Raw genomic sequence first — 21,503 nt, 5'->3', positions numbered from 1 at the left:
ATCAGAAGGAGCGCTGATAAGGCAGGATGCCCTGACGCAGCATTTCACCGGTACCCAGGCTGTAAGACGGACTCAGGCCCCGAAGCTCAATGTTGAATGAGATTTTGTTGTCGTAATTACTTTTGCTGTTAAGGGTATCCCAACTGGTGATTTTACGTTCGTATCCCAGACGGATCGCATAACAGCAGGAACTGTACTGCAGGCCAAGCAGCTGATCGGCTGGCTGTTTCGCTTTGGTATCGTAATACCACGCGCCCACCACTGACCAGGAATCGGCAATCGGCCAGCTGGCTGTTGCACCCACCTGCGAGATCCCCTGTTGGTAGCCAGGGTTGGTAATCTGGCTCAGCGTCTGCTGAATGTATTCCGGGCTGGTGTAGCGGTAGTTCAGCTGCACCATACGGTCTGCATCACGACGATATTCCAGTACCGCACTTCCTTGCGACACTTCGTTCAGGCTCGTGTCGTACTGCACACCACCGCGGGCATTCCAGCGATCGCTAATCTTCCAGTAAGTGTCACCTGCCCACTCAATGCTGCCGCGATCGTCGGTGTCTGCGGTCTCCAGTCCGGTACGGGATGGAGTAAACGAGTAGATTTGACCCACAGAAGCATTAAAACGTTCAACCAGATCGTTATCAAATATTCGCGTGGTCACGCCGCTGGTGATCTGGTTGGCGGAAGCGATACGATCCAGACCACTGTAAGTGCGATCGCGGAACAGGCCGGTAAAGTCACTTTGCAGCAGAGTGGAGTCGTAAGCGCGGATATCACTCTGGTCGCGATAAGGGATATAGAGGTACTGCAAACGCGGTTCCAGCGTCTGCGTGTAGCCCGGTGACCAGTCCATATCACGGTCGAAGACCATCTTGCCGTCGACCTTGAACTGCGGCATGACGCGGTTAACACTGCTTTTCAGCTGGTTAACTTTGCTGGTGTCCACGTTCTCGTTCCAGTAGTCGATATCATCCTGCTGGTAATGAGTAGCCAGCAGTTTCGCTTCGGTATTCAGGCTGCCCCAACGGTTAGACAGCGGCAGGTTAATCGTCGGTTCCAGGTGCAGACGGGTGGCATCCGGATACTCTTCGTTAACGTTGGTGAATTTCACCGCCTGAGCGTACAGATGGGTATCGAAAGGACCGACATCGTTCTTGTAGTAGTTGAAGTCGAACTGCGGCTCAGCGCGATAAACATCGTTACTGGACTGGGTGGAGAAAATCTGGAACTGCTTGGTTGATAACGTTGCATCCCAGTTTTTCTCGGCATAGCCCACGCTGAATTTCTGCGTCACATAGCCATCGGTGGAGTTGGCATACGGCGAATCCAGGTCGGTGAAGTAATAAACATCACTGACCTTGGTGTAGTCGACGTTGAAACGCCAGTGTTGATCGTAGACGCCGGAGTGCCGCCAGAAGAACATCCAGCGGTCAGAATCTTTGTCGTTAGTGAGACCACGGGCGGCGGCATCTTTGGTGTACTGGTCATCTGATGGCAGATAATCAAACTCCATCAGGCCGGCACCGGCTTTGGTCAGATAGCGGAATTCGTTCTGCAGCTGCAGGCCACGATTACTCATGTAATGCGGCGTGATGGTGGCATCGGCCTGTGGCGCAATGTTCCAGTAATAGGGCAGTATGAACTCAAACCCGTTGGAACTGCCATATTTGGCATTTGGGATCAGAAAACCGGAGCGGCGACGGTCGCCAATGGGCAGTTGCAGATACGGGCTGTACAGCACCGGGACTGCGCCAATTTTAAAGCGGGCGTTCCAGATTTCGGCCACCTGCTCTTCGCGGTCTTCAATCACCTCTGTCCCCGCCACGCTCCAGCTGTTATCGCCAGGCAGACAGGAGGTAAAGGTACCGTTTTCCAGAATGGTGTAGCGGTTTTGCCCGCGTAGCTTCATCTGATCGCCAGTACCACGGCCCTGACGGCCAACCATTTGGTAATTGCCATCCCAGACGTTGGTGTCTTTGGTGTTGAGGTTTGACCAGCCTTTCGGACCTTTCAGGATGACCTGATTGTCGTCATAGTGCACATTACCTAGCGCGTCGACGGTGCGGACCGGCGTGGTTTCGCCCGGCTGCTGCTTCTGGTGCAGCTGCACTTCATCGGACTGCAGGCGGCTGTTGCCCTGTTCTATATCAACCTTGCCCGTGAATACGGCGTTATCAGGATAATTGCCTTTAGCGTTATCCGCGTTGATCGTTACCGGCAGCTGGTTAGTATTTTTTCCCTGTACCAGAGGACGGTTATAGCTTGGGACACCCAGCATACACTGCGATGCGAGGTCGTCGGCCAGACCCTGCTGGCTGTAAAGCGCTGTACCGATAAGCGTGGCCAGCAAAGTAGGTAATCGTTTTTTCATACGCGGTATCGAAAATTCCGTGATAGCTGGCATCATGCCGACAAACGGTCAGAGACTAACGTACTCAACTGCGTTGCGCTAGTGTTATACCCTTCATCTTTCAAATTGAAGATGTGAAAATGGTTGGGTAACGCCTGATGGTTTGACCGCGTTGCCGTTAGGCTCTGAGATAAATGACAGGTATGATAATGCAATTTTTAGCCTTCAGCATGGCGAATTGAGGAGTATATGCGCTATTGGGGAAAAGTAATTGGGCTTGTGCTGGGTTTGTTAAGCGGCACAGGCTTTTGGGGGTTAGCGTTTGGCCTGCTGATTGGCCACCTGATTGATAAGGCGCGGGCGGTCCAGGGGCAGGGCTATTTCACCAATCAACAAACCAGACAAACGCTGTTTTTCCGCACCACTTTTCAGGTTATGGGCCATCTGACCAAATCGAAAGGGCGGGTGACCGATGCGGATATACAGATGGCTTCCCTGCTGATGGATCGCATGCAGCTGCACGGTGAAGCCAGAACCTCGGCCCAGCGCGCGTTCCGCGAAGGTAAAGAGGGAGACTATCCGCTGCGCAATAAATTGCGGGAATTACGCAGCGCCTGTTTTGGTCGCTTTGATCTGATTAGGATGTTTCTGGAAATTCAGATCCAGGCCGCGTTTGCCGACGGCTCGCTGCATCCAAACGAGAGGCAGGTGCTGTACGTAATTGCCGAAGAGTTAGGGATTTCGCGCACTCAGTTCGATCAGTTCCTGCGGATGATGGAAGGCGGCCAGCAGTTTGGCGGCGGTGGGCAGTCCTGGGGCGGTAGCGGCTCGCAGGGAGGCTTCAATCCCGGGCAGCGTGGGCCGACTCTGGAAGATGCCTGCAGCGTGCTGGGCGTAAAAAGCAGTGACGATAGTGCCACCATTAAACGTGCCTACCGCAAGCTGATGAGTGAACATCACCCGGACAAGCTGGTGGCGAAAGGATTACCTCCGCAGATGATGGAGATGGCCAAGCAGAAAGCGCAGGAAATTCAGGCCGCTTATGACCTGATAAAGCGCGAAAAAGGGTTTAAATAGCTTTCGATTACTGAGAAGGAAGAGCCTCTCCCTTCTCTTTATATTTATGTGAATAATCAAACAGCCGTCATATTTTTATTGGCGGCTTTTTTTATTTTTATTGTCTGAGGTCATGAATTCTTTATCTTCAACTGTCGAATTTTACCTGGTTTAAAAAGGATTGACAGCCTTACTGATAAAGTTAATCGGGAAATAAATAACGCATAATATTTATAGTTCTTCGTTGAATGTTAATGCAATGTTTTAAATTGCTTGGGTGAAATATGGCTAATGATAGATACTCCTGGTTCCTGGTCTTTGCCGTAATAACGGAAATAACCGGGACTACACTGCTGGGGTTATCCAGCGGTATGACAAACTTACTGCCTGCCGTCGGAGCGCTGACTGCCTATATCTGCTCTTATTACCTGCTGACACGGTCCCTGAAAAAAATTCCGATTGGCCTTGCTTATGCATTATGGTCAGGCGCAGGCATTGTCGCCACTTCACTGATTAACCGGTTTCTGTTTGGTGCCGCGCTGAGCCTCGCAGGTGTTTGCGGCATGGTGCTGATTATTTCGGGCGTGTTAGTGATTAATTTGCTCGCAAAAAGTGAGGAAGACATCCCTTCTGCGCAGGAGAATAAATCATGAGCATTACTTTAGCGGGCTTCCTTTGGTTATTTTTGGCGATTGTATTAGAAGTCGTGGCTACCAGCTTGCTGCCAAAAACAAATGACTTCCGTCGCGTGGGGATGACGCTTGGCGTAATAGTCCTGTACTTCTTCTGTTTCCTTTCACTTTCAAAAGCGATGGTGGTGTTATCCATTGGCCTGACATACGCATTATGGTGTGGACTGGGGATTGTGCTCATTAGCCTGGTCGGGGTAATGATCTTCCGTCAGAAGATGGATAAATACGGCATGCTCGGCATCGCTTTAATCGTCGCTGGCTGTGTGATTATGGGGTTATATAAATGACTACGATTTCAGATACTTCTCTCCTGCCAAGAATTTCGAGCTTGCGTGAACGTTATTTACAGGCCAAACCTTTTATTTCCGCCTCACGTGCCCGTGCAGTAACCGAGATTTACCGCAATTATCCTGGAATGCCAACTTTGTTGTTGCGGGCTATGGCATTTCGTCGTGCCTGTCAAATTGCACCGCTGGTAATCGAGGATGATGAACTGATCATCAGTCATCCTGCCGGAGCTGCTCGTGGAGGAGAAGTCTCGCCGGAAATTGCCTGGCGCTGGGTAGCCGATGAGCTGGACAGCATGTCCACGCGGGCTCAGGATCCTTACGTAATCAGTGAAGACGTTAAACGTGAACTGCGTGAAGACATTTTTCCCTTCTGGCAGGGGCGTTCTCTGGATGAGATGGCCGAAACCCAACTTCGTCATGCCGGGCTGTGGGAGTGGAGCACCGATGACGGAATTTGCGATTTAAGCATCAAAACCCAAAATGGCGGCGGCGATACCTGCCCGGGTTACGACATTATTTTGCTGAAAAAAGGGTTGGGTGGCGTACGGGAGGAGGCGCGTGAGGCGCTGAGCCACCTGTCATCAACCTGTCCTGAGGATCAGGAAAAACAGTATTTTTACGAAGCCATTATTGAAACCTGTCAGGGCGTCACTGACTATGCGCACCGCTACGCAGACTATGCGCAGCAGCGGGCACAGCAGACCTCATCTGCACAGCGCAAAGCTGAACTGGAAGCACTATCGGCTATCTGCCGTCGCGTGCCTGAACACCCGCCGGCAAACTTTCACGAAGCTCTGCAGGCTATCTGGTTTGCCCAGTCACTGTTTATTCTTGAAGAGAATCAAACCGGCATCTCGCTTGGCCGCGTGGATCAATACTTGTGGCCTTTACTGGAAGCGGATCTGGCTGCGGGTCGCCTGACTCTGGAGCAGGCAGAAGAGCTGTTGTGCTGTTGGATGATCAAAATGTCCGAATGCCTGTGGATCTGCAGTGCTTCTTCGGCGATGTATTTTGCGGGCTATCAGCCTTTTGTCAACCTGGTGGTTGGTGGGCAAAAACGTGAGGGTGGCGATGCAACCAATCCTCTTTCGCTGCTGATTATGGACTGCTCACGCAAGCTGAAAATCTATCAGCCCAGCCTGGCGGTACGTATTCATAATCAGTCACCACAGCCGTTTATGCGTAAAATTGTGGAAGTGATCCGCGCGGGGATTGGTTTCCCGGCCTGCCATTTCGATGATGCCCACATCAAAATGATGTTGCGTAAAGGGTTCGATTACGAAGATGCCCGCGATTATTGCCTGATGGGCTGCGTGGAGCCACAGCGTTCCGGTCGCATCTATCAGTGGACCTCCGTTGGATATACCACCTTCACCTGTGCGATTGAACTTGCCCTGAATAACGGCAGGACCGCCAGTGGTTCTCAGGTTGGGCCGCAGAGCGGTGAGCCGCATATGCTGACCACTTATGACGCTTTTGAATCCGCTGTGAAACAGCAGCTCAGTCATGTTGTGCATCAGGCAGCCCGGGCGACACTGATAGTGCAGAAGCTGCACAAACGTCTGGCACCAAAACCCTTCATCTCCTGCCTGGTGGAAGGCTGCGTGGAACAGGGCAAAGATGTGATGCACGGCGGAGCGATGGTGAATAATGGTCCTGGCCTGATCTGGACCGGCATGGCGGATTATGCCAATGCGATGATGGCGATGCGTGAGCTGGTCTACCGCCAGCAGCAGGTCACTCCGGAGGAAATGGTACAGGCACTGAGCGATAATTTTGAGGGACATGAGGCGCTGCATTTAGCCTGTAAGAACGTGGCAAAATTCGGTAATGATATTGAAGAGGTTGATCTGATTGCCCGCGATCTGATCCGCTTCATTGAAAATGAACACCGGCAGTATCAAATGCTCTATGGGCCGTTTACCCACGGCACATTGTCAATTTCTAACAATACGCCTTGCGGCATGGCGACAGGTGCACTTCCCAGCGGACGTCTGGCTGGAATGCCGCTGGCGGATGGCATCAGTCCTTCTCAGCAAACGGACTTCGCCGGTCCGACAGCCATTGTGAATTCCGTTGGCCGCATCAATGTTGAAGAGATGGAAATCGGCATGGTGCATAACTTCAAGTTACTGCATGGCATTCTGGATACGATGGAAGGCGAGCAGGGGTTAATTACCCTGCTGCGCAGTGCCAGCATGTTGGGCAACGCCCAGATGCAGTTCAGCTATGTGGACAATGAGACGCTGCGCAAGGCCCAGGAAAACCCGGAGCAGTTTCGCAATCTGATGATCAGGGTGGCAGGTTACAGCGCTTTCTTCGTCGAACTCAGCCGCGAGGTTCAGGATGAAATTATCAGCCGCACCCAGCTTGGCCATTTCTGAGGCTGCTATGACCAAAGGTACGGTGTTTAATATTCAGCGTTTTTCCCTGCATGATGGCCCCGGTGTTCGCACCGTGGTCTTTCTGAAGGGGTGTCAGATGGCCTGCGCATGGTGTGCGAATCCAGAGAGCCTTGCGGTGCATCCCGAAGTCTTATTCGACAGCTCACGCTGTGAAAAAGTGCAGTGTTGGCAGGCTTGCCCGGGCAAACAAACCACCCAGCCTGACAGGAGCCTCTGCGCAGGCTGGCCTGTCGATGGGGCCTGTCCTGCTGCGGCAATACGTAACATTGGCAGCAAGCTTAGTGTTGAGGAAGTGATGCACGCGGTGACTGCCGATGAGCTTTACTATCGTACTTCCGGTGGCGGCATGACGCTCAGCGGCGGCGAAATGGCGATGCAGCCTGAGTTTTCACGGGCGCTGCTGCTGCGGGCGAGGCAGGAAGGTATCCACACGGCTGTGGAGACCTCCGGTTTTGCGCCCTGGTCTGCTGTGTGGCAGGCGTGCGAAGCCAGCCAGCTGATTCTGTATGATATTAAACTGGCCGATGAAACGCTGCACCAACGCTATACCGGCGTAAGTAATCGCAGCATCCTGAATAATCTGAAGAAGTTGTTACAGCAGGGCATACCGCTGCGCATCCGTATCCCGGTTATCCCGGAAGTGAATGACGGTGAGGAACAAGCTCACAAGATGATGGCGCTGATTGCGACGATGGTGAATGGGCACCGCAGCTTCCAGGGGATCGATCTGCTGCCTTATCATAACTTTGGAAATCGCAAATATTACTTATCAGGTAAGAGCTGCCGTTTTGAAGAGATGCACCCCGATCACGGTAAGCCACAAATGGAGAGGATGGTCAGTGCCGCGCATCACCACGGTTTACCGGCCAACACCTTATCTCACTGCATTGGCTGACGGCGCCCGGGTCTAAAAATCTGCAGGCTGCCGAAAGGTCATTGGCGTCTGGTACTGCGGATGGGTGATAGTCAGCATTTCGGCATGGAGTTGCAGGCGCGGGGCCATTGCACGGGCGCGGTCATGGGCGTAGAAGTTGTCGCCCAGAATCGGGTGGCCCAGCGCCAGCAGATGGACTCTGAGCTGATGGGAACGGCCGGTAATCGGCTTCAGCAGCACCCGGGCGCTATTGCCGGCTTCATACTCCAGCACTTCATACTCAGTCTGCGCGGCTTTGCCCGTCTCAAAACACACCTTTTGCTTTGGCCGGTTCGGCCAGTCGCAAATCAGCGGTAAATCAATCATCCCCTTATCTTTCTCAGGGTGTCCCCACACGCGCGCCACATAAGTTTTTTTGGGTTCGCGTTCACGGAACTGCCGTTTAAGCTCACGCTCGGCCGCTTTGGTCAGTGCCACCGCAATGACGCCACTGGTTGCCATATCCAGCCGGTGTACAGATTCCGCCGTGGGAAAGTCGCGCTGGATGCGTGTCATGACGCTGTCTTTGTGATCCTCAAGACGGCCTGGCACGGACAGCAGCCCGCTGGGCTTGTTGACCACGATAATATGTTCATCCTGATACAGAATATGTAGCCAGGGATCCTGCGGGGGGTTATAGGGTTCCATCTTCCTGCCTGTCAGGGGCGGACCAGCCGCCCCATGAATGTTTACTGATGCGTGACGACAATCAGACGCAGCGCATCCAGGCGCCATCCTGCATCGTTCAGCGCGGCCAGCACCTGCTCGCGGTTGCTTTCCAGCGCGTCAATCTCATCCTGGCGGATGTTCGGATTGACGGCGCGGAGGGCATCCAGCCGTGACAGCTCGGCGCTGAGCTTTTCATTCGCTTCCTGACGGGCGAGATCGATCAACTTGCGGGCTTCTTCCGCGGCCTGATCTTCCGCCAGTTTCAGAATGGCATGCACGTCCTGCTGCACCGCGTTGACCAGTTTGCTGCCGGTGTGACGGTTAACCGCATTCAACTGGCGGTTGAAGCTTTCAAACTCAACTTTACCGGCCAGGTTGGCGCCCTTGCGGTCAACCAGCATACGTACCGGCGTTGGCGGCAGGAAGCGGGTCAGCTGCAGGTGTTTAGGCGCTTGTGCTTCAACCACATAAATCAATTCTACCAGCAGGGTGCCCACCGGCAGCGCTTTGTTTTTTAGCAGCGAAAGTGCACAGCTCCCGGTATCGCCGGAGAGGATCAGATCCAGCCCGTTACGAATGATCGGATGCTCCCATGTCACATACTGGGCATCCTCACGGGAGAGCGCCTGGCCGCGATCGAAGGTGATTGTACAGCCATCTTCGGGCAGTCCCGGGAAGTCCGGCACCAGCATATGATCGCCCGGCGTCAGCACGATCAGGTTGTCGCTGCGATCTTCCTGATTGATGCCGACGATATCAAACAGGTTCAGCGCGAAATTGACCAGTTCGATGTTGTTATCCTGTTCGCCGATTTGTTCAGCAAGCTGTGAGGCTTTATCGCCGCCGTTGGAGTTCAGTTCCAGCAGGCGATCGCGGCCCTGCTCCAGCTGGCTTTTCAGCGCATCATGCTGTTTGCGGCATCCGACGATAAACTCGTCCAGGCCCTGAGGGTTTTCCGGCGCTGCCAGATACTCGATCAGCTGCGGATACACTTTGTCATAGACTGCGCGACCAGTCGGACAGGTATGCTCAAACGCATCCAGCCCTTCGTGATACCACTGCACCAGCACTGACTGGGCGGTTTTCTCCAGATACGGCACGTGGATCTGAATATCGTGCGCCTGACCGATACGATCGAGACGGCCAATACGCTGCTCCAGCAGATCCGGGTTAAAGGGCAGATCGAACATCACCATCTGGCTGGCGAACTGGAAGTTGCGGCCTTCGGAACCGATCTCCGAGCAGAGCAGAACCTGCGCGCCATCTTCTTCAGAGGCGAACCAGGCCGCCGCACGGTCACGTTCAATAATCGACAGGCCTTCATGGAATACGGCAGCACGGATGCCTTCGCGCTCGCGCAGCACCTGTTCCAGCTGCAGGGCCGTGGCGGCTTTAGCACATATCACCAGCACCTTGTGCTCGCGGTGGCTGGTCAGGAAGCCCATCAGCCACTCAACGCGCGGATCAAAGTTCCACCAGGTGCCGCTGTCGCCTTCAAATTCCTGATAAATCTGTTCCGGATAGAGCATATCGCGTGCGCGCTCATCGGCAGCTTTACGCGCGCCCATGATGCCTGAGACTTTGATCGCTGTCTGATACTGCGTTGGCAGCGGCAGGCGGATCTGGTGCAGCTCACGTTTCGGGAAGCCCTTCACGCCGTTACGGGTGTTACGGAACAGCACGCGGCTGGTGCCGTGTCGGTCCATCAGCATGCTGACCAGTTCCTGGCGGGCTTCCAGCTTACCTTCGCGATCGCTGTTAGCGGTCTGCAGCAGCGGTTCAATGTCCTGCTCGCCCACGAGGTCGTTGAGCAGGTTCATTTCCTGGTCGCTGATCGCTTTATCAGCCAGCAGGCCAGCTACCGCGTCTGCTACCGGGCGGAAATGCTGCTGCTCTTCAACAAAGGCAGCGAAGTCGTGAAAACGGTCCGGATCCAGCAGGCGCAGACGGGCGAAATGGCTCTCCATTCCCAGCTGCTCCGGCGTCGCGGTCAGTAACAGCACGCCGGGGATCTGTTCGGCCAGCTGCTCAATTACCTGATATTCACGGCTTGGCTGCCCCTCTTCCCATGCAAGGTGGTGCGCTTCATCGACGATCATCAGATCCCAGGAAGCATCGGCCAGCATTTCCAGGCGCTGTTTGTTACGACGGACGAAGTCCAGCGAGCAGATCGCCAGCTGTTCGGTTTCGAAGGCGTTGTCGCTGTCCAGCTGTGCCTGCGCATAGCGGTCGTCATCGAACAGTGCGAAGCGCAGGTTGAAGCGGCGCAGCATCTCAACCAGCCACTGGTGCTGCAGCGTTTCCGGCACGATAATCAGCACTCGATCGGCACGGCCTGCCAGCAGCTGCTGGTGGATAATCATTCCGGCTTCGATAGTTTTCCCGAGGCCAACTTCATCTGCCAGCAGAACGCGGGGAGCGTGGCGACGACCGACATCGTGGGCGATATGCAGCTGATGCGGGATCAGGCTGGTACGCATTCCGCGCAGGCCGCTGATCGGCAGGCGATACTGCTCGCTCTGATATTTGCGGGCGCGAAAGCGCAGAGCGAAACGATCCATACGATCCAACTGACCGGCGAACAGGCGATCCTGCGGCTTGCTGAACACCAGCTTGCTGTCGAGCATCACTTCACGCATCACCACGTCGGTCTCTTCAGTATCCAGACGGGTGCCCGTGTACGCCACCAGGCCATTTTCGTGACTGACATCGGCAACGATCAGCTGCCAGCCTTCATGGCAGGTAATGGTATCGCCCGGATTAAAGATCACACGGGTTATAGGAGAATCATTTTTAGCATAAAGACGGTTTTCGCCGGTGGCGGGGAAAAGCAATGTCACCATGCGCGTATCTACCGCGACCACGGTTCCCAATCCCAGTTCGCTTTCCGTATCGCTGATCCAGCGTTGACCAAGTGTAAAAGGCATAGATATTCGGCTCGATTCTCTCAGAGGTTGTAGCAGGCAATAGCACTTCCGCCCGGCAATGACTGCCCGGCAGGAAAATTCAGATCGTCAGGAAGGGCGCTATGGTACTGGAAGGCAACGCATTCGTCACCTGTCAAAAAAGCCCCAACTGACCTGTTACCAGTGTAGCAAAGTCATCCTGGAGGAAGGGGAGTATCCCGTCAGCAACCGGCTGAAGCTGTTTTGACAGGTAATGATCGTAGTCCAGCGGCGTGATGCGGGCCTCCAGCGGTTCGGGACCGCTTGTTGCCATCACATAGCGAATTTTCCCGCCATTCTGATACTGCAGCGGCCGGCCCAGTTTCTGATTTTGCTCATCGGCAATACGCGCAGCTCGCACGTGGGGTGGGACATTACGCTGATAATCATCCAGCGGACGGCGCAATCTTTTACCGTAGGTCAGCTGGCTGTCCAGCTCGCCATCCAGCAGTTTGCGCACCGTTTCGCGGATGAACTCCTGATAAGGCTGGTTTTTAAAAATCTTCAGATACAGCGCCTGCTGAAAGTTTTGCGCCAGCGGTGTCCAGTCAGTTCGCACCGTCTCCAGGCCTTTAAAGACCATCCGCTCTTTTTGGCCTTCGCGGATCAGCCCGGCGTACCGTTTTTTACTGCCCTGTTCCGCACCGCGGATCGTTGGCATCAGGAAACGGCTGAAGTGGGTTTCATATTCCAGCTCCAGCGCGCTTTCCAGCCCGTACTCCTGCTGCAAATGCTCGCGCCACCAGCTGTTGACCTTCTCCACCAGACGGCGACCAATGACGGCGGCGCTCTCTTCATCATGTGCGGTTTTCAGCCAGACAAAAGTGGAGTCGGTATCGCCGTAGATAACGTCATACCCTTCGGCCTCCACCAGCTCTTTGGTCTGGCGCATGATTTCGTGGCCGCGCAGGGTAATGGAGGACGCGAGCCGGGGATCGAAGAAGCGGCAGGCGCTGGTGCCCAGCACGCCATAGAAGGCGTTCATAATGATTTTCAGCGCCTGTGAAAGCGGCTTATTACCCTGTTTCCTGGCCGCTTCACGGCCCTGCCAGATCTGGCTGACAATTTCCGGCAGGCAGTGACGGGTTCGTGAGAAGCGTGCACCGCGAAAACCGCTGACCGAATCGGCATCATCAGGATGCGCCATGCCCTCGACCAGCCCGACCGGGTCGATCAGGAAAGTACGAATTATGGAGGGATAGAGGCTTTTGTAATCCAGCACCAGCACGGAGTCATACAGGCCGGGGCGGGAATCCATCACGTAACCACCCGGGCTGGCTTCCGGTGCAACTTCACCCAGCCCGGGCGCGACAAACCCGGCGCGGTGCATACGGGGCAGATAAAGATGGCCGAAAGCGGCAACCGACCCGCCGTGGCGATCTGCTGCCAGCCCGTTGACCGTGGCCCGCTCCAGCAGGAACGGCATCAGCTCGGTGTGCTGAAAAATGCGCGTAACCAGCTCGCAATCCTTCAGGTTATACAGAGCCAGTGCCGGTTTGTTTTCTGCAAAACGCTGGTCGATCTCCTGCATTCTGTCCCACGGATTATCGATGGCCTTACCTTCACCCAGCAATTCTCGTGAGACCGATTCCAGGCTGAATGAGTCAAAATTCCAGAAGGCGGATTTCAGCGCTTCAATGCCGTCGATAATCAGTCGGCCGGTAGCCTGAGCGAAGAACACACCGGGCTTGAAGCCATGCTCACGCCACTCCAGCACCGCATGATTGCGGCCAAGACGCAGCGGGATGCCGTAGCGATCCGCATGCTTTTGCAGCATCTTCAGGTCGAACTGCACCACATTCCAGCCAATCAGCACGTCAGGATCGTGCTGCTCAAACCACGTGTTAAGTTTTTCCAGCAGTTGCGGGCGACTGGAAACGTATTCCAGATTAAAATCCAGCCCGCTGGCGTCGCCATTTTCCGGGCCGAGCATATAGACATCGCGCTGGCCGCAGCCCTCCAACCCGATGCAGTACAGCTCGCCGTGGCGGGTGGTTTCAATATCCAGCGATACCCATTTCAGCGGCGGCCGGTACTCAGGATTAGGCTTGAGGCGGGCGTTGATCAGGCTGTGGCCGGCAGGCTGGCCGCTGAACCACACCGGAGAAGTGATAAAGCGTTCCATCAGAAAACGTTCCGGTGGGCGGATATCCGCCTCAAAGACCATCACGCCGTTTTCGCGCAGCAGCTTCTCCAACTTTTGCAACTGACGATACTGTTTGCAATAGAGACCCGCCACGGGACGCTGGCGAAAATCTTTCAGCTCAAGCGGGACCAGCCGGTAATGGCGCTCCTGTTTCAGCAGAGCTTTAACCTGCGGCAGAGACTCCTGGGGAATAAAGGCGACCGACTCCTGTGGCGGCACCACCACGCGCTGCGGACCGGCATCAGTCGCCAGCCACAACACCACTTCGGTGCCTGAAGGAGTATCCCGCCAGTGGCGGGTGAGCAGAAAGCCTGCGCGTGCGTCGTTCACCTGTGATCCTTATTGCCGTAATAATGCCCAATAATAGCATGTTTATTTATACAGTGTCTGTATTGACGGGCGCTGTCAGGTTGCCGCTCTTAACAGTATCCGCATACAAAACAGCGCTTGACGGATTCAGGGTGGCTCACGACAATCCGTCATCCTGATGAAAAGAATGTGGATAGTATGGAAGCCTGGCTGGAACATCTTATTACGCAATCACTTGCCTGGTCGCTGCTGGCTGTAGGGTTGATTACCTTTTTCGAGTCGCTGGCGCTGGTGGGATTGCTGCTGCCCGGAACGGTGCTGATGGCGTCGTTTGGCGCACTGATCGGCAGCGGGCAGATCGGGCTGTATCCTGCCTGGCTTGCGGGTACCGTCGGTTGCCTGGTAGGTGACTGGGCCTCCTATCTGATCGGCTGGCAGTTTAAAGGGCCGCTGCACCGCTGGTCCTTCATTAAAAAGCATCAGGCGCTGATGAACAAGACCGAGCATGCGTTACATCAGCACAGCATGTTCACCATCATTGTCGGCCGTTTTGTCGGGCCAACCCGACCGCTGATCCCGCTGGTGGCGGGGATGCTTGAGCTGCCGGTGAAGAAGTTTATTCCGCCGAATATTATCGGCTGCGTGCTGTGGCCGCCGCTCTACCTGCTGCCGGGGATCCTGGCCGGGGTGGCGATTGATGTGCCAAAGGACGCCAGCAGCGGCACGTTTAAATGGCTCCTGCTGGCGGTAGCGCTGCTGGTGTGGCTTGGCTGCTGGCTGTGCTGGCGCTGGCTTCGGGCGAAAAAACAGTCCGACTGGGCGACGCTGTATCTGCCGTCTTCCCGCCTGCGCTGGCTGGCACCGTTAATGATGGTGATTGCTGTCGCCAGCTTTGTCGCCCTTCAGTTTAACCCGATGATGCCGGTCTTCCGCCAGCTACTGTGGCAGGTCTTTATCGGACACTGATCCCCAACACCGCAGCTTCACTGACCTCGCCCTGCAGCAGAGCTGAAGTTCTGCCGTCCCAGTACACCCGGCCATCAACAATCAGCACGCTGCGCGGCGTAATGCGTGCAGCATCTTCAATACTGTGCGATACCATCAGCAGGGTGATATTGCGCTCCAGGCAAACTTCATCCACCAGTTGCAGCATCTCCTGACGCAGTGCCGGATCCAGCGCCGAGAAAGGTTCGTCCAGCAGCAGTACCGGCTGTTTCCGTACCAGGCAACGGGCGAGGGCGGCACGCTGGCGCTGACCGCCGGACAGTTCTCCAGGCCGGCGCGTCAGGTACTCTTCCAGCCCGACACGCTGCGCAATGCTTTGCAGCGCCTGCTTTTGCTGGTGATCCAGTTTTAGCCCCGGATCTAACCCCAGGCCAATGTTCTGCGCTACCGTCAGATGCGGAAACAGATTGTTCTCCTGAAACAGCATTGAGACCGGTCGCCTGGCGGGAGGCGTCTCGCTGTGCTCCTCGCCGTTAATCAGCAGGCTGCCGCTGTCCGCCGTCAGAAAACCAGCAATCAGGCTCAGCAGGGTACTTTTCCCCGCGCCGCTTGGCCCCAGCACGGCAAGCCTTTCCCCGACCTGCATATTGAGTGAAAAGCGCATCGGCAGGTGGTTATAGATCCAGGTAAGGTTAGTCAGCGTCAGCATAGCGGCCCGGCAGTTTTTCAATCAGGGTGAATAACAGGAAACACAGCAACAGCAGCAGCAGGGCGGTTACCGCACCGTCTTCACTGCGGTAAGAGCCAATTTGCTGGTAGAGGTAGAACGGCAGCGTACGGAAGTCTTCGTTGCCAAACAGCGCCACCACGCCGAAATCGCCAATTGACAGCACGCAGGCGAAAGCCAGCGCCTGAGCCAGCGGTCGCTTCAGCGCCCGCAGTTCAATCAGTCGCAGCCGGTTCCAGCCGCGGATATCCAGCGACAGGCACAGGCGGTTATAGCGTTCGGCAATGTCCCGCAGCGGGTTTTCCAGTACTTTCATGGCGTAAGGCACGGCCATCAGCGCATTGGTGAAAATCACAATGCCATCTGCCGATTGCGGCAAGCCAGTGGTCTGGTTGAGCAACAGGAAAAAGCCGGTCGCCAGCACGATGCCAGGCATAGCGAGGATCAGCATGCCGCTCATCTCCAGCGCTTGTCCGGCAAACTCACGCTGTTTAAGCCGGAGTTCCCGGCTGCTCCACAGTAGCATGGTCGTCAGGATCACACAGAGTACACCCGCAGCCACCGCAATACGGACTGAAGTGAACGTGGCCTGCCACAGCGCCGGTTGTTGCAGTACGGTGGGCAAGCCGCGATTGATACCGTCAACAATCACCGCCAGCAGTGGCGGCAGCAGCAGCAGCAGGGCCAGCGAGATCAGTACAGTATCCAGAGTTTTTGCCGACAGGCTGTCCTGCGGATTACGCCAGCCGCTGACGCTGGCCGTGCCGGACGGTATGGCTTTACTGAGGCGCTGGCTGAGCATCACCAGTCCCAGGCAGCACGCCATCTGAATCAGCGCCAGCAGTGCCGCGCGTCCCGGATCGTAATCAAAGCTTAGTGCCTGGAAAATGGCGAGTTCGATGGTGGTCGCTTTGGGACCGCCGCCCAGTGACAGCACGGTGGCAAAGCTGGCGAAGCACAGCATAAAGATCAGCGCACCGGCTGGCAGGATTTGGCGTCGCAGCCACGGCCATTCCACAATGCGGAAGTGATCCCAGCCTTTCATGCCCAGCTGAGCGGCCAGCTGGCGCTGCTCGCCGGGTATTTGCTCCAGCGCCTGCAACAGTAACCGGGACGCCAGCGGGAGGTTAAAGAAAACATGTGCCAGCAGGATGCCCTGCAGCCCGTAAGGAGTGAAATTGTAGTCGATTCCAAGCCCGGCACAGAGCGTGGCCAGCCAACCGGTGCGGCCGTAAACGCTGAGGATACCGAATACCGCCACCAGCACCGGCAACACCAGCGTCATGGCGCACAACCTCAGCAAGGCTTCTCTTCCCCGGAAGCGGCGTCGGTACAGCGCACGGGACAGCGGAATCGCGGGCACCACAGCCAGTACGGCGGAGAGAGAAGCCTGCAGGAATGAGAAGCGCAGCACGTGCCACAGATAATCATCATGCCAGACAGCGCTCCAGTCGATCTCTGGCGCGTTGTACCACAAAGCACAGAAAGCCAGCAGTGCCACGGCGACCAGCAGCATCGCTGCAAGGCCGCCGGGCACTAAAGCCGCGAGGATCAGCGGCTGACGGCGCGTTGCCATGCACAGATCCATTCGCTGCGATGACTGGCCACTTCCTGCGGGGTGTATTGCAGCGAAGTTGCCGGCACGGTCAGGGTATCAAACCCGGCTGGCAGCTGGCTTTTCACCACCGGATACATCCAGTTGCCGGTCGGGATGGTGTCCTGGAAGGGTTTATCCAGCATGAATTGCATAAACTTCTGCGCCAGCTGTGGCTGTTTGCTGGATTTCAGCTGCCCCGCAACTTCAACCTGCAGGTAGTGGCCTTCGCTGAAATTAGCTGCGGCATACTGCGACTTCTTCTCTTCGATCAGGTGGTACGCCGGAGAAGTGGTGTAACTGAGTACCATATCGCTCTCGCCCTTCAGGAACAACCCATAGGCTTCACTCCAGCCCTTGGTCACGGTGACCGTTTTCTTCGCCAGTTTCTGCCAGGCTTGCGGGGATTTATCGCCATAGACTTTCTGCATCCACAGCAGCAGGCCCAGGCCTGGCGTGCTGGTACGGGGATCTTCATAAATCACCTTCAGCGGGCGATCGGTCTCCACCAGTTCTTTCAGGCTTTTCGGCGGGTTTTGCAGCTTAGTGTTGTCATAAACAAAGGCGTACCAGCCATAGTCAAAAGGTACAAATGTGCTGTCTTTCCAGCCGCCAGGTACGGTGGTTTTGCTGGTGTCGACGTTGCTTTTGGCAAACAGATTGGTTTTTTCAGCGGCATCCAGCAGGTTGTTATCCAGCCCCAGTACCACGTCAGCCTTGCTGTTTTTACCTTCCATACGCACGCGATTAAGCAGCGAAACGCCGTCTTCCAGCGTGACGTACTTCAGTTCGCAGCCACAGTTGGCTTCAAAGGCTTTCTTGATAGCCGGGCCGGGGCCCCAGTCGGCAGAGAAGGAGTCGTAGGTGTAAACCGTAAGCTGAGGTTTGGCGGCAAAAGTAGGGAATGCACTGATAATTAGCAGAGGAAGGACTTTCTTTAACACTTTGCGTTTCCTTGACGGTTTAGGGTATCGCAAAGGATCTGAGCGGGCTAAAACACTCTCAAATCCCTACGCCGGTATAATCCGGATCAGGTTCGACGGGTCTGTCTCAGCGTAAGAAGTTAATAACCTGTTACGCACCCCGTTGAGAACGGCCTATTCTAGTGATTTCCCGGCGGTAGCGAAAGCGTCATGATTCGGGCGGGGCAAACCAGGCAGATTTAAAGTCAAACCAGCCCAAAGTGTTCATCCGCACGCCGCGCATGCTGCGTTCACCTTCCAGCAGCAGCCAGTGGTGGAACAAGGGATGCAGGCTGTAGGTGTTGATCAACTGTTTGCTCCATTCCGCCAGCGGTAACTTATGTTCACGCCACAGCTGTGCATCTTTTTCCCAGTCAATTTTCACGCAGTGGTGCACCAGCGGGACTTCATAAAGCAGGGCGAACAGCGAGAACTCCAGCGGCAGGGTAAAGTTAGCGCTGCCCAGCCAGATATCGCTTTCTGCCTCGCCACGGTGCCAGGTCTCATAGTCGACCTGCTGAGTCACCAGTTTCACTCCGTGCGCTGCCAGAATGGGTTCAAGCGCGTTGGCGATACCCTGATGTTCAATATGATCGTTGTACCAGGTGAGCGTCAGCGAGGTCAGTCCCACAGGTTTAGGAGTGACGGTCATATCTCGCCGGTGGTGCCAGCGTGGCAGCAGGCCATAGGCCGGGAACCAGTAGCGCTGATAGCCAATTCCCGCATTGCTGAGCAGGGCTATCGGATTGAAAATCATGCTCACCCAGCGCCGCAGTTGTTCATTGCGTCCCTGTTCAGAACGCTGGTCGAACAACAGGAAGTAACAGCCTTCTTCCAGGCGGCTCTCTTCTGATTTTTCGTCAACGCTGCCGCCCTGTAGCCTGACGCCGGAATAGACCAGTTCCTCGCTGATATCCGGCAGCACCCAGATGTTGACCTCATCGATCAGCGCACGGAAACCAAAATAGTCATCAAAAGCCTGGATCCGCAGCTGGGTCTGCTGATTTCGCACCACGGCATAGGGGCCAGTGCCAACCGGTTGACGTGAGAAGTCCGGCATCGAAGGCCACTCTTCTGGCAGGATCATGGTATTGACGCTACCCAGCAGCCACGGCAGCCAGCTGTCGGGATGGTGCAGGTGGATATCCAGTGTCCAGGGGGTGGAAGAGGCAATTTGCCGGAGGTTGGCGTACAGCGGCTGGCTTTTCAGTCTTTCGAGCGTGGCGATAACGTCGGCCATCTCCAGCTCGCGGCCATGATGGAAATGGATTGCGGGACGTAAATAAAAACGCCAGTGCAGTGGCGAGACCTGTTGCCAGTGGTGGGCAATATCGGCTTCTATTTCCCCATTTTCCTCATTTATCCGCGTCAGCCCGCTGAAGATTTGCCGGGCAAGATGCGTCTCCGAACGCCGGAGCGGGGTGCCGGGCAGCAGGTTGAGCAGCGATCGGTAATAGAGCACGCGCAGGATATGTTTGCCCTGGCGGAAGCTCCGTCCCAGATGGGAAATCAGCATCTGGCGGACGGTATTTTTATCTCCCACCAGCTGCACCAGCTGATCGATGCGATCCTGCTCCAGCAGGTCTTCCGCGCGCTGCTGCTGCAGCGCCAGCCCGGTATAGAGGAAGCTGAGCTTCGAGCGTTTTCCCCTGCCAGCTTCGGCCTGCCACTCCAGCCATCCCTGAGCCTGCATGGCATTCAGCAGGTTACGCATATGGCGACGGGAGCAGCTGAGTTGTATGGCCAGCGCGCTTAGGGTAGTCTCCTGAGACTGCCCTTCGCAGCATTGCCAGAGCCGGATGAACTGCTGTTGTAAGCGGGGTGAGGACATAAAAGGGGAACCCTTGCGGTAAAGCTGTCTGTTTTTCCTGCCTTATATTAGGCCAATAATAGGCACAGATGAAAGAGCGGGAGGCATTCTCTGAATGGCGCTCTGACATCGTGAACTATTTATATCTGAGTATGGTGCGACTTCACCAGCCAGCCGGTTTTTTTACCTGCTGGCTTTTTTCATTGGGCCGTTTTTTCTTCTATGCTTCCTCTTTGTCGTCTGCTTTGTGCAACGACATTTTTCTTGAAGGACCAGGTATGAAATCGGATCGATCGCCTCGCCGTCGTCTTAATCCTGTCTATCTTGCGTTTATGGCCGTCTCTTTTATGGTGGGCGTGGCGGGTGCGCTGCAGGCGCCGACGCTCAGCCTGTTCCTGACGCGCGAGGTGGTGGTGCGTCCGTTCTGGGTGGGACTGTTCTATACCGTCAACGCGATAGCGGGCATTGTGGTCAGCCTGTTGCTGGCCAAACGCTCCGATAACAGCGGCGACCGGAGAATGCTGATCCTGTTCTGCTGCCTGATGGCGGTGGGGAATGCACTGCTGTTTGCCTTTAATCGTCACTACCTGACGCTGATCACTTTTGGCGTACTGCTGTCCGCGCTGGCCAGCGTGTCGATGCCGCAGATTTTTGCGCTGGCCCGTGAATATGCCGACAGCTCGGCGCGGGAAGTGGTGATGTTCAGCTCGGTGATGCGTGCACAGCTTTCTCTCGCATGGGTTGTCGGGCCGCCGCTCTCTTTCGCACTGGCGCTCAATTACGGCTTCACCACCATGTTTCTGGTTGCTGCCGGGCTGTTTGTGGTGTGTATCGCGCTGATTTGGTTTGCGTTACCTTCCGTGCCCAGGGTTGAGCAGTCGCCGGAAGTGGTGATGACTCAGACCAGCGCGTGGAAGAATAAAGATGTCAGGCTGCTGTTTATTGCCTCGTTGCTGATGTGGACCTGCAACACCATGTATATCATTGATATGCCACTGTATATCAGCAGCGTGTTAGGCCTGCCTGACCGTCTGGCCGGGCTGCTGATGGGCGTGGCTGCCGGGCTGGAAATTCCAGCCATGCTGCTGGCAGGACATTACGTTAAGCGGTTTGGTAAGCGCAAAATGATGCTGTTCGCCGTAGCGGCGGGCGTGGTGTTTTACCTTGGGCTGGTGCTGTTCCACTCGCGGGTGGCGCTTATGGTGCTGCAGATCTTTAATGCGGTGTTTATCGGCATCGTGGCGGGGATTGGTATGCTCTATTTTCAGGATCTGATGCCGGGGCGGCCGGGAGCTGCCACCACGCTGTTCACCAACAGTATTATGACCGGGGTGATCCTGGCGGGAGTACTGCAGGGCGCGATGGCGGAGACATTCGGGCACTCTTCGGTGTACTGGGTGGCGCTGCTTCTCTCGCTGGTCTCGCTGGCGATGTCCGCGAAAGTGAAGGATGTCTGAGGACTGACGGAAACCTGGTTCAGGCGGCTTTGGTGATGTCGGAAGAAGTGGATGAGGGTGTTAGCACAAACTAACATTTTATCAGACGACACTGAAGCATGTGGTGCGGGGAACAGGTCAACTTCAAAAGCGTCATGATGCCTGCACGGGGAACACAGGCCGCTCATAAAGACGCAAAAAGCGTCGTCCCTGACTGCTCGACTCACGCCGTCCATGGCGTGAGACGCTTTATTCCC

Annotated in this window: 15 protein-coding genes and 1 riboswitch; of the genes, 7 read left to right on the top strand and 8 right to left on the bottom strand. The window is 55.7% G+C overall.

Features of this window, described 5'->3' with window-relative positions; translation table 11 throughout:
* Position 1 precedes the first annotated feature (1 nt).
* A complete protein-coding gene (gene lptD, locus GSQ70_RS06930; protein WP_158781868.1) occupies positions 2-2,404 on the bottom strand; it encodes an LPS assembly protein LptD in 2,403 nt (800 codons plus the stop codon).
* Between the two features lie 192 nt (positions 2,405-2,596).
* On the opposite strand from lptD, the gene djlA reads away from it, so the two are divergent.
* The 5 genes from djlA (at position 2,597) to GSQ70_RS06905 (ending at position 7,685) form a co-directional block, all read left to right on the top strand.
* Positions 2,597-3,424 (top strand): co-chaperone DjlA, encoded by an 828-nt coding sequence (gene djlA, locus GSQ70_RS06925; RefSeq protein WP_158781867.1) that lies wholly within the window; start codon positions 2,597-2,599, stop codon positions 3,422-3,424.
* A gap of 263 nt (positions 3,425-3,687) precedes the next feature.
* On the top strand, positions 3,688-4,056 hold the full coding sequence (locus GSQ70_RS06920) for a multidrug efflux SMR transporter (protein WP_158781866.1): 369 nt from the start codon (positions 3,688-3,690) through the stop codon (positions 4,054-4,056).
* Positions 4,053-4,382 (top strand): multidrug efflux SMR transporter, encoded by a 330-nt coding sequence (locus GSQ70_RS06915; RefSeq protein ID WP_158781865.1) that lies wholly within the window; start codon positions 4,053-4,055, stop codon positions 4,380-4,382. The genes GSQ70_RS06920 and GSQ70_RS06915 overlap by 4 nt, the downstream gene beginning before the upstream one ends.
* Entirely contained in the window at positions 4,379-6,769 is a 2,391-nt protein-coding gene (gene cutC, locus GSQ70_RS06910) for a choline trimethylamine-lyase (RefSeq protein ID WP_158781864.1), read from the top strand. Before GSQ70_RS06915 ends, cutC begins: the two co-directional genes overlap by 4 nt.
* A gap of 7 nt (positions 6,770-6,776) precedes the next feature.
* On the top strand, positions 6,777-7,685 hold the full coding sequence (locus tag GSQ70_RS06905; RefSeq protein ID WP_158781863.1) for a glycyl-radical enzyme activating protein: 909 nt from the start codon (positions 6,777-6,779) through the stop codon (positions 7,683-7,685).
* A 12-nt stretch (positions 7,686-7,697) separates the two neighbouring features.
* Here the strand turns inward: GSQ70_RS06905 and rluA are convergent, their stop codons facing one another.
* The 3 genes from rluA to polB form a co-directional block, all read right to left on the bottom strand.
* Positions 7,698-8,351 (bottom strand): bifunctional tRNA pseudouridine(32) synthase/23S rRNA pseudouridine(746) synthase RluA, encoded by a 654-nt coding sequence (rluA, locus tag GSQ70_RS06900; RefSeq protein ID WP_158781862.1) that lies wholly within the window; start codon positions 8,349-8,351, stop codon positions 7,698-7,700.
* A 41-nt stretch (positions 8,352-8,392) separates the two neighbouring features.
* Positions 8,393-11,299, bottom strand: coding sequence for an RNA polymerase-associated protein RapA (gene rapA / locus GSQ70_RS06895; protein ID WP_158781861.1), 2,907 nt, complete (start codon positions 11,297-11,299; stop codon positions 8,393-8,395).
* Positions 11,300-11,432: 133 nt separating this feature from the next.
* Entirely contained in the window at positions 11,433-13,793 is a 2,361-nt protein-coding gene (polB, locus tag GSQ70_RS06890; RefSeq protein WP_158781860.1) for a DNA polymerase II, read from the bottom strand.
* A gap of 177 nt (positions 13,794-13,970) precedes the next feature.
* Between polB and GSQ70_RS06885 the strand changes: the two genes are divergently transcribed.
* Positions 13,971-14,738, top strand: coding sequence for a DedA family protein (locus tag GSQ70_RS06885; RefSeq protein WP_158785249.1), 768 nt, complete (start codon positions 13,971-13,973; stop codon positions 14,736-14,738).
* Here the strand turns inward: GSQ70_RS06885 and thiQ are convergent.
* The 4 genes from thiQ to sgrR all read right to left on the bottom strand — a co-directional run bounded on the left by thiQ (position 14,725) and on the right by sgrR (position 19,831).
* Positions 14,725-15,426 (bottom strand): thiamine ABC transporter ATP-binding protein ThiQ, encoded by a 702-nt coding sequence (gene thiQ / locus GSQ70_RS06880; RefSeq protein ID WP_158781859.1) that lies wholly within the window; start codon positions 15,424-15,426, stop codon positions 14,725-14,727. The two genes, GSQ70_RS06885 and thiQ, sit on opposite strands and share 14 nt — an antisense overlap.
* Positions 15,410-17,020 (bottom strand): thiamine/thiamine pyrophosphate ABC transporter permease ThiP, encoded by a 1,611-nt coding sequence (gene thiP, locus GSQ70_RS06875; protein WP_158781858.1) that lies wholly within the window; start codon positions 17,018-17,020, stop codon positions 15,410-15,412. The genes thiQ and thiP overlap by 17 nt, the downstream gene beginning before the upstream one ends.
* Positions 16,996-17,982, bottom strand: a complete 987-nt coding sequence (gene thiB, locus GSQ70_RS06870; protein ID WP_158781857.1) for a thiamine ABC transporter substrate binding subunit — start codon at positions 17,980-17,982, stop codon at positions 16,996-16,998. The genes thiP and thiB overlap by 25 nt, the downstream gene beginning before the upstream one ends.
* Positions 17,983-18,027: 45 nt before the next feature.
* Positions 18,028-18,134, bottom strand: a riboswitch (TPP riboswitch).
* 35 nt (positions 18,135-18,169) lie between these two features.
* A complete protein-coding gene (sgrR, locus tag GSQ70_RS06865; RefSeq protein WP_158781856.1) occupies positions 18,170-19,831 on the bottom strand; it encodes an HTH-type transcriptional regulator SgrR in 1,662 nt (553 codons plus the stop codon).
* A gap of 257 nt (positions 19,832-20,088) precedes the next feature.
* On the opposite strand from sgrR, the gene GSQ70_RS06860 reads away from it, so the two are divergent.
* On the top strand, positions 20,089-21,267 hold the full coding sequence (locus GSQ70_RS06860; protein WP_158781855.1) for a sugar efflux transporter: 1,179 nt from the start codon (positions 20,089-20,091) through the stop codon (positions 21,265-21,267).
* Positions 21,268-21,503 lie beyond the last annotated feature (236 nt).

The sequence above is a fragment of the Pantoea sp. BAV 3049 genome, assembly GCF_009765445.1.
GTDB lineage: Bacteria > Pseudomonadota > Gammaproteobacteria > Enterobacterales > Enterobacteriaceae > Erwinia.
Note: the sequence above shows the minus strand (reverse complement) of the source record. Positions and strands in the feature narration are given on the sequence as shown.

Coding starts and splice junctions, on each gene's coding strand:
- lptD (WP_158781868.1), bottom strand. CDS start 2,404: ATGATGCCAGCTATCACGGAATTTTCGATACCGCGTATGAAAAAACGA.
- djlA (WP_158781867.1), top strand. CDS start 2,597: ATGCGCTATTGGGGAAAAGTAATTGGGCTTGTGCTGGGTTTGTTAAGC.
- GSQ70_RS06920 (WP_158781866.1), top strand. CDS start 3,688: ATGGCTAATGATAGATACTCCTGGTTCCTGGTCTTTGCCGTAATAACG.
- GSQ70_RS06915 (WP_158781865.1), top strand. CDS start 4,053: ATGAGCATTACTTTAGCGGGCTTCCTTTGGTTATTTTTGGCGATTGTA.
- cutC (WP_158781864.1), top strand. CDS start 4,379: ATGACTACGATTTCAGATACTTCTCTCCTGCCAAGAATTTCGAGCTTG.
- GSQ70_RS06905 (WP_158781863.1), top strand. CDS start 6,777: ATGACCAAAGGTACGGTGTTTAATATTCAGCGTTTTTCCCTGCATGAT.
- rluA (WP_158781862.1), bottom strand. CDS start 8,351: ATGGAACCCTATAACCCCCCGCAGGATCCCTGGCTACATATTCTGTAT.
- rapA (WP_158781861.1), bottom strand. CDS start 11,299: ATGCCTTTTACACTTGGTCAACGCTGGATCAGCGATACGGAAAGCGAA.
- GSQ70_RS06885 (WP_158785249.1), top strand. CDS start 13,971: ATGGAAGCCTGGCTGGAACATCTTATTACGCAATCACTTGCCTGGTCG.
- thiQ (WP_158781859.1), bottom strand. CDS start 15,426: ATGCTGACGCTGACTAACCTTACCTGGATCTATAACCACCTGCCGATG.
- thiP (WP_158781858.1), bottom strand. CDS start 17,020: ATGGCAACGCGCCGTCAGCCGCTGATCCTCGCGGCTTTAGTGCCCGGC.
- sgrR (WP_158781856.1), bottom strand. CDS start 19,831: ATGTCCTCACCCCGCTTACAACAGCAGTTCATCCGGCTCTGGCAATGC.
- GSQ70_RS06860 (WP_158781855.1), top strand. CDS start 20,089: ATGAAATCGGATCGATCGCCTCGCCGTCGTCTTAATCCTGTCTATCTT.